6 protein-coding genes and 1 pseudogene are annotated in these 8,285 nt (G+C 27.8%); all 7 read left to right on the top strand.

What is annotated here, in order from left to right; all coding sequences use genetic code 11:
• A partial coding sequence (locus Q5F54_RS07755; protein ID WP_302334185.1) for an NPCBM/NEW2 domain-containing protein occupies positions 1-1,838 on the top strand: 1,838 nt, incomplete at its 5' end.
• A gap of 68 nt (positions 1,839-1,906) precedes the next feature.
• On the top strand, positions 1,907-5,485 hold the full coding sequence (locus Q5F54_RS07750; RefSeq protein ID WP_302334184.1) for an NPCBM/NEW2 domain-containing protein: 3,579 nt from the start codon (positions 1,907-1,909) through the stop codon (positions 5,483-5,485).
• Positions 5,486-5,672: 187 nt separating this feature from the next.
• Positions 5,673-6,251: a TlpA disulfide reductase family protein gene (locus Q5F54_RS07745; protein ID WP_302334183.1), complete on the top strand. Its 579-nt coding sequence runs from the start codon at positions 5,673-5,675 to the stop codon at positions 6,249-6,251.
• Positions 6,244-6,390, top strand: coding sequence for a CD1871A family CXXC motif-containing protein (locus Q5F54_RS07740; RefSeq protein ID WP_195906803.1), 147 nt, complete (start codon positions 6,244-6,246; stop codon positions 6,388-6,390). Before Q5F54_RS07745 ends, Q5F54_RS07740 begins: the two co-directional genes overlap by 8 nt.
• Positions 6,391-6,399: 9 nt before the next feature.
• Positions 6,400-7,308, top strand: coding sequence for a 4Fe-4S binding protein (locus Q5F54_RS07735; RefSeq protein ID WP_288701485.1), 909 nt, complete (start codon positions 6,400-6,402; stop codon positions 7,306-7,308).
• 69 nt (positions 7,309-7,377) lie between these two features.
• Positions 7,378-8,046, top strand: a complete 669-nt coding sequence (locus Q5F54_RS07730; protein ID WP_071120077.1) for a response regulator transcription factor — start codon at positions 7,378-7,380, stop codon at positions 8,044-8,046.
• Positions 8,043-8,285, top strand: a pseudogene (locus Q5F54_RS07725) (sensor histidine kinase); the annotation flags it as partial. The gene Q5F54_RS07730 and the pseudogene Q5F54_RS07725, both read left to right, overlap by 4 nt.

Here is an 8,285-nt window from a genome sequence, read left to right as displayed (position 1 = left end):
ATTTATCAGATATGAACTGGATATCAGCACAATCAGGATGGAGAAGTGTTATAAAAGATAAAGCAGTTGGTACAAATGATAAGATAAAACTTAATATTGATGGAAGTGTTAAAACTTTTGATAAAGGTTTTGGTGCAGCAACAAATGCAGAAATAGTATATGACTTAGAAGGTCAATATGATTATTTCACTACATATGTGGGAACTGATAAAAACTTTGATATGGATAGCACAACTATAAAATTTAGAATTCTTGCTGATGGAAAAGAAGTATATAAATCAGATGTGATTAGAAAAGATACACCAGCAGAATTTGTTAGTTTAGATATTAAGGGAGTTAAAAGACTTGTCTTAATAGCAGATGATGTGGATGGAAATTTAGTAGGTGATTTTGCATCTTGGGCTGATACTAAATTATATCAAAATTATTCAAAACCTGTAATAAAGGGTGATGATGTAATAGTATTTAATACAAAAGAAAAAGTTGACTTACTTCAAGGTATAGTTGCAACAGATTATGAAGATGGAGATATAACTTCAAAAGTTAAAGTAAATACGGATTATAGTTATGGCAAATTTGGTGTATTTGATGTTGTATATTCTGTAACAGATAGTGATAATTTAACAACTAAGTTCACTAAAAAAGTAGCAATTACAGAAGAAGAAACTTATATATCTGACTTAAAGTGGAAATCTGCAACTATAGGTTCGGGAGCCATAGGTATAGATAAATCAGTAAGACAACAAGCAATAAAGATTTTAAATGAAGATGGTTATTATGAAACTTTCACAAAAGGTATAGGAACTCATGCTTATTCAGAAATAGTTTATAATTCAAGTGGATATGATATATTTGATACTTGGGTTGGTATGGACCAATATGTATCAGAAAGAGATGATGCAAGTGTTCAATTTAAAATATTTGTTGATGGAAAATTAAAAGCTCAAACAGGTGTTATGAAAGCTAATACACCAAAAGAACGTTTAGTAGTAGATGTTAGAAATTCTAGTGAAATAAAATTAATAGTAGATGTGGCAACTAACGGAAATAATTGGGACCATGCCAATTGGGCAGATGCAAGATTTAGAAATGTGCCACAATTTAGTACAGTTCAATTGGAAAAAGCTCTAAAAGAAGCAAAAAAATTAGATTTAAATAATTACACTGAACAATCTATAGAAGTTTTAGAAAATGCCATAAAATTTGGTGAAGATGCTTTAAATTCAACTAATCAAGAAGTAATAGATAGTGCAGTTGAAAGTTTAAACTCTGCTATAGATTCACTAGTAGAATTAAACTTAAATAAAGTAGTAAATATAAAAGATGAATATTTAAAACAAAGTATACAAAAAGAGCTTAATACATCAGGTGAAATAACAATTGGTCAAATGAGACAACTTGTTTCACTAAAAGTATCAAATGCTGAAAGTTTAGAAGGATTACAATATGCTATAAACTTAGAATCTTTAGATATATCATATAATGAAATAAGGGATTTATCACCACTAAAAAATCTTAAAAAATTAACTGATTTAAAGGCAAATCCTCTAGGAGGCTTAATTTCTGGGCGTGTTTATGCTGAAGATAATAAAGCAAAAGTAAGTTTAGATGTTATAAATAGAAATGGTGAAAAATTACTGCCAACATCTGTAGTAGTAAAACATAATAAAACCCATGAATACACTACTTTAGATATAAATGATTGTATGGACAAAAATGGAGTAGTAACAATAGATACAACAGGTTTTGATTCATATATATATACAATTTATTTAGTATATGAAGATAAGGTTGACAACTATACGTCACAATTTATGTTTATGCTTGATAATATATAATATTTATATAAAAGGGCTATCGCAATTGGTGATTAGCCCTTTTGATTAAAACTAATTAGGAGAAGGGTATGTTTAAGAAAAAAATAGCATTATTAAGTTTAGTATCAATTATTTCAAATTTTTCATTGTTTACAACAAATGTTTTAGCATATGAAATAAAAGAAAATTCAAAAAAAATTGCATCAACTGAAGTAATTAAAAAAGATAGTTCGAAAAATAAAAAAACAAGTAAAGCTAAAAAAGTTATTACTGTAGCTCAAAATGGAAATACCCATGCAAAGGCAAGAGATAATTTAAAAATGACTTATTTTGGTACAGATTATCAATCTACAGGAATAGTTGCAAAGCCAGGAGAAGAATTTGTTGTGTATGTGCAAGCTGAGGAAAATGTACCACTACCAACAATTGCATTTAGTCAACATGAAGGATTTTATTCAAATTGGGTGAGATGGTATCAATTAAAGCCAGGTAAAAATGTTATAACAGTACCAGAAATTTATAGCAACTCATGGGAAAAGAAAACAGCAAAAGGTGGAGCTGTATATCTGCTAAATAGATATACAAAAGAAGAACAAGGCAAAGCTCCAGTTGTAACTATTGAAGGTGGAGAAACTTTTCCTTTATATAATGAAGGTGACGATAAAGAACAATTCTTAAAAGAATTAAAAGAATATAAGAAAAAATTAGATGAAGACCCAGAAAATACAGTAGATTTATTTGAGTTTAATACAAATAGAATACTTTACACAGGAACAACATCATCAGCATATAAAGTATATGTAGAAGAAGGGGTGGATATAGAGAAAAGTACAAATAATTTAAATAGCCAAATTCAAGAAGCTTTTGATTTTTCGGGATTAAAAGATGATATATCAGACCCATCAAATGACTCTACAAATATAAAAACAACAATAAGACTTATGCAACCATATGGATTAGCATATGCTTATGTTGATCATGTGGGTATACAAAGAGATTATGAAACATCGATGCTTAAAACAGATAAATCAAGTCTTGGGTCTGTACTATGGGCGACTGTTCATGAAGTTGGTCACCAAATGGACATAGATGCTAGAGCATGGCCAGAGATAACAAATAATATGTGGGCAAACAATGCTCATATAAAACAAGGTTTTGATGATAGAGTTAATTATACTTACATATATAAATATTTAGCTCCAGAAAAATCTCTAAGAGGATTTGAAGAAATGGACTACTTCCAAAAGTTAGGGATGTTTTGGCAATTACAATTAAAAAAAGATACTTATTGGGCTGAATTAGAATCTTTATATAGAAAAAGAAAACCTAGTCCAAATAATTATCAACAGAAAAAAGATATACTTGCAACTTATTCTTCAGAAGTATTAAATATTAATTTAACTTATTACTTTGAAAAATACGGATTTGATTTATCAGATGAATGTAAAGAAAAATTAAAAAAATATCCAACATCAAATGAAAAATTATGGTATTTAAATAGTAGTGTAATGAATTATGAAGGGCAAGGATTTGATAACGTAGATACAAACTTAGATGTAACATTATCAAAATCAAAATCTAATATAAAGCTAACTATGAATATAAATAAATCTATTAAAAATGATTTACTTGGTTATGAAATAATAAAAGATGGAAAAGTAATTGGGTTTACAACAGAAAGCTCTTATACAGATAATGAAGCAAATGATAATAGTAAATATGAAGTAGTTCCTTATGCAAAAAATTTAACAACGGGAAGAAATGTTGAAATAAGTTCATCAACACCAAATATAAGTTTACAACAAGAAAAAGTAACTTTAAAAATTGGAGAAGATTTTAATGCCAAAGATTATGTAAAAGGCTTTACTTATTTTGGTGATGATATTACTTCAAAAATAGAAGTTGATAGTAATGTAAATACTAACGAATGTGGAACTTATACAGTAAAATATACATTAACTAATGAAAATACTACTAAACAAAAAAGTATGGAAGTTGAAGTGGTAAGTGATTATGACTACTTATCAGATCTTTCATGGGAAAGTATAAAAACAGATTGGGGAACTCCAAGAAAAAACGGAAATATTCAAGGTATGACTCATGGGCAAGTCACTAAGTTTAAAAAGGGTATAGGAATACATGCTAATGGAAAAATAACGTATGACTTATCTGACAAAGATTATGATAAATTTGAGGCTTTAGTTGGTATAGATACATCTATAGGTCAAAATGAACATTCAAGTTTAAAATTTAAAATATTAGCAGATGGAAAAACTATCGCATCTACAAATATGATGAATTATGAAGATAATTTAGCTTATATAAATGTGGATGTAGCTGGAGTTAAAGAATTAGTAATTGAAGTTAATGATGGTGGCAATGGAAATACATGTGATCACAGTATAATAGTTAATCCTAAGTTAACAACAAATAATGGTAAGCCTAAATTTAAAGGTGATGATAAAATAGCATTTAATATAAATGACAAAATAGACTTACTTAAAGGAATAAGTGTAACAGATGCTGAAGATGGTGACTTAACCTCAAATATAAAAATGGAAACAGATTATATTGAAGGAAGTACAGGAATATTTAATGTAAATTGCTCTGTAATAGATAAAGATAAAAATAAATCAACATTTACAAGAACAGTAGTAGTTTCTGAAAAAGAGACATATTTATCTGACTTAAACTGGGAATACGGAACGATTGGTTCAGGATATATAGGAAAAGATAAATCTGTAAGAGAAGAAACTATACAACTTTTAAATGAAAATGGAACATATGAAAAATTTAAAAAAGGTATAGGAACTCATGCTTATTCAGAAATAGTTTATGACTCAAGCGGATATGATGTATTTGATACTTGGGTTGGACTTGATAAATTTGTATCAAATCAAAATGCATCGAGTGTTATATTTAAAGTTTATGTAGATGGCGAACTTAAAGCACAAACAGATGTGATGAAATCAAATTCACCAAAAGAACGCTTAATAGTAGATGTTAGAAATTCTAAGAAAGTAAAATTGGTAGTGGAAGAAGCTGACAACGGAGATACTTGGGACCATGCTGATTGGGCAGATGCTAAATTTAGAACATTTTCAAAATTTGATTCAACAGAATTAGAAAATACTTTAGTTGAAATAAAAGATAAAAATCTTAAACTAAGTATACAGCAAGAACTTGGTTTACCAGGAGAGATAAGATTAGGAGATATGAAAGATCTTGTTTCATTAAGTGTTAAAAATGTTAAAAGTTTAGACGGACTACAATATGCTATTAATTTGAAGTCATTAAATATAGAAAATAATGAAATTAAAGATTTATCACCATTAAAGAACCTAAAGAAACTTACAAATTTAAAAGCCAATCCTCAAATGGTATACGAAGATTTGGTCTTAGCAAAAGATAAAAATGTATCTGTTGATTATAACATCTTAAATAGAAACGGAGACAAATTAACTCCAACATCTATATCTATAAAGGATAACAGAACTTGGGAATATACAAATTTAAATGTTAAAGACTGTATAGATGAAGATGGAAAAATATCATTTAGTACAGAAAACTTTTACTCAGGAACACATACTGTTTATCTTACATATGAAGATAAAGTTGATAACTATACAACAAATATTACATTTATAGTTGATACTAGAGAAAGATAATTGAAGTAAAGATTTTATTTAAAAACATAGAGAACAATTCTTTTATAGGAATTTGTATAACTCTATGTTTTTTATTATAAACAAAATAAATTTCATTTTATAAAGATAGATATTTAATTTCATATGGGTTTCATATTAAAATATTAGTATTTTTATAGATAAAATATTGATATTAAGGAGATTGATTATGAAAGGGAGTAAATTAGTAAAAAAATTAACTGTAGTAGCACTAACAATGGTGGCAATAGCTTCATTAGCAGTAGGATGTACAAGTTCAAAGGAAGGGAGTACAAATACAGCAAACTCGAATAGTAAGTTATTTAAAGAAATGAAAACAGAAGACATTAATGGAAATAAGGTAGATAGTTCTATATTCTCAAAATATAAACTTACAGTAGTTAATGTATGGAATACAGGTTGTACTCCATGTGTTGGCGAAATACCAACTTTAGACAAGCTAAATAAAGAATATGAGAAAAAAGGTGTTTCAATAAAAGGTCTATTATTAGAATCAGGAGTTGGATTAAATGATGAAGAGAAAAAAACAGTTGAAGATATATTAAAGAAAGCAAAATCAACTTATCAACAACTGACTGTATCAGAAGATATGTTACAAGATAAAACTTTAATTTTACAATCTTTCCCTACAACATTCTTTGTAGATAAAGATGGAAATATAGTTGATAGCATAGAAGGCTCTAATGATTATGATGGATGGAAGGCAAAAATAGATGAAGTTTTAGAAAAGGTGATGACTAATGAATAAATTTATGAAAAACAAAGTTGGAATAACTTTAATGGCTATAGGGCTATTATCTATGTCTGTTGGAGTTTTCAGACAAGAACATAAAACTGTAGCTAAAAAGTCTAATATTATATGTCTTGAATGCATTGGAATTGGTTAGGTGATTTATATGGATTTAGTAAAAAAGATAAAATCTAACTTAAGATTGACTGTTCAAATTGTATTTACAGCCTTAACTAATGGATATTTTTTAGGCTTTGCAAAGGGAAAGATATATCAAGGGGATAGTAAGCAACTATGTGTACCTGGGCTGAATTGTTATTCATGCCCAGGAGCTGTAGGTTCTTGTCCGATAGGATCTTTACAAGCTGTATTAGGAAGTAGAAATTTTAAATTTTCATTTTATATAATTGGTTTTCTTATGATGATTGGTGCTTTTATAGGAAGATTTGTATGTGGGTGGTTATGTCCGTTTGGATTAGTACAAGACTTACTTTATAAAATTCCTGGAATTAAAAAAATCAAAAAAGTGATTTTTGACAAGCAATTGAGATATCTTAAATATATTATATTAGTAGTATTTGTAATTATAATGCCATTAACGTTAACTAATTATGCAGGAGATGGAAATCCATGGTTTTGTAAATTAATATGTCCTTCTGGAACACTTTTTGCGGGTATTCCTCTTGTATCAATGAATAGTTCACTTAGAAGAATAATAGGTCCATTATTTACTTGGAAAGTATTTATATTAGTTTCAACTGTTATTTTATCAATAAAAATATACAGGCCATTTTGTAAATATTTATGTCCTTTAGGTGGTATATATGGATTATTCAATAATTACTCACTTTATAAATATGAAGTGGACTATGACAAATGCACAAAATGTGGTTTATGTGAGAAAAAGTGCGATATGAATGTGGCTGCATATAAAACACCCAATAGTGCTGAATGTATAAGATGTGGAAAATGTATAGAAGTATGTCCTAAAAAAGCTATAAGTACTACATTTTCTAAATCACAAAAACCTAATTGTAATTCAAATTGTAAATTAAATTGTTCTGGATGCAAATAAAAATATTTAATATAATTGATAAATTATAGCATACTAAGAAAAAATATAAAAATAAAGAGGTCGCTAAAAGTGAGTATAAATATATTAATTATAGAAGATGAAGTAGATATAAGAGAAGGCATAAGTGAGTATTTATCAGAAGTTGGGTATGAAGTTAAGGTAGCATCTGATGGACAAGAAGGGATTGATTTATTTAGGCAAAATAAATTTGATTTAGTGTTATTAGATATAATGCTTCCAAAAATAAATGGTTTTGGAGTCTTAAGTCAAATAAGAGAAACTAGTAATGTACCTGTAATTATGTTAACTGCAATGAATGATGATTATAGTCAGATTATGAGTTTTAATGAAAAAGCTGATGATTACATAACTAAACCTTTTTCTGTAGTAATACTTCACAAAAGAATAGAAGCATTATTGAGAAGAATTCCAGGCAAAGAAAATACAAATAAATGGCTTTATAAAGATGTAGAGGTAGATTTTTTAGGATTTTCAGCAAAAAAACAAGGAAAAACTGTTGATCTGAAACCTAAGGAAATTAAATTATTAGAATTGTTGCTAAAATATAAAAATCAAGTACTAACTAGAAGTCAAATGCTAGATAATTTATGGGATGTTGAGGAAACCCCACTTGATCGGGTGATTGATGTATATATTAAAAATATTAGAAAAAAATTAGGTATAGACTGTATTATAACTGTAAAAGGTATCGGCTATAAGTTTGAGGAAAAGCTATGAAGAAGCTAAAGTTATTTCAAAAAACTTATTTATTTACTATGGCATTGATGGGAGTAATGATTATTATCTCCCATACTTTGTTATACATGCTTTTACCTACTTTTTACATTAATAAAAAACAACAAGATTTAAGCGACATTAGTACTCAATTAATACAACAATTAGAGTCAAATAATAAAGATATGAGCAGTAAAATAGCCAAAGATTTTTCTAATAAATATGGCATTAATATAGCTTTG

It is taken from the genome of uncultured Romboutsia sp., assembly GCF_958366745.1.
Lineage (GTDB): Bacteria > Bacillota > Clostridia > Peptostreptococcales > Peptostreptococcaceae > Romboutsia > Romboutsia timonensis.
This window is presented reverse-complemented; position numbering and strand designations above follow the sequence as displayed.

What these genes read in the sequence shown, in the direction of transcription:
- Q5F54_RS07740 (WP_195906803.1), top strand. Translation starts at nt 6,244, where the DNA reads ATGAATAAATTTATGAAAAACAAAGTTGGAATAACTTTAATGGCTATA.
- Q5F54_RS07735 (WP_288701485.1), top strand. Translation starts at nt 6,400, where the DNA reads ATGGATTTAGTAAAAAAGATAAAATCTAACTTAAGATTGACTGTTCAA.
- Q5F54_RS07750 (WP_302334184.1), top strand. Translation starts at nt 1,907, where the DNA reads ATGTTTAAGAAAAAAATAGCATTATTAAGTTTAGTATCAATTATTTCA.
- Q5F54_RS07745 (WP_302334183.1), top strand. Translation starts at nt 5,673, where the DNA reads ATGAAAGGGAGTAAATTAGTAAAAAAATTAACTGTAGTAGCACTAACA.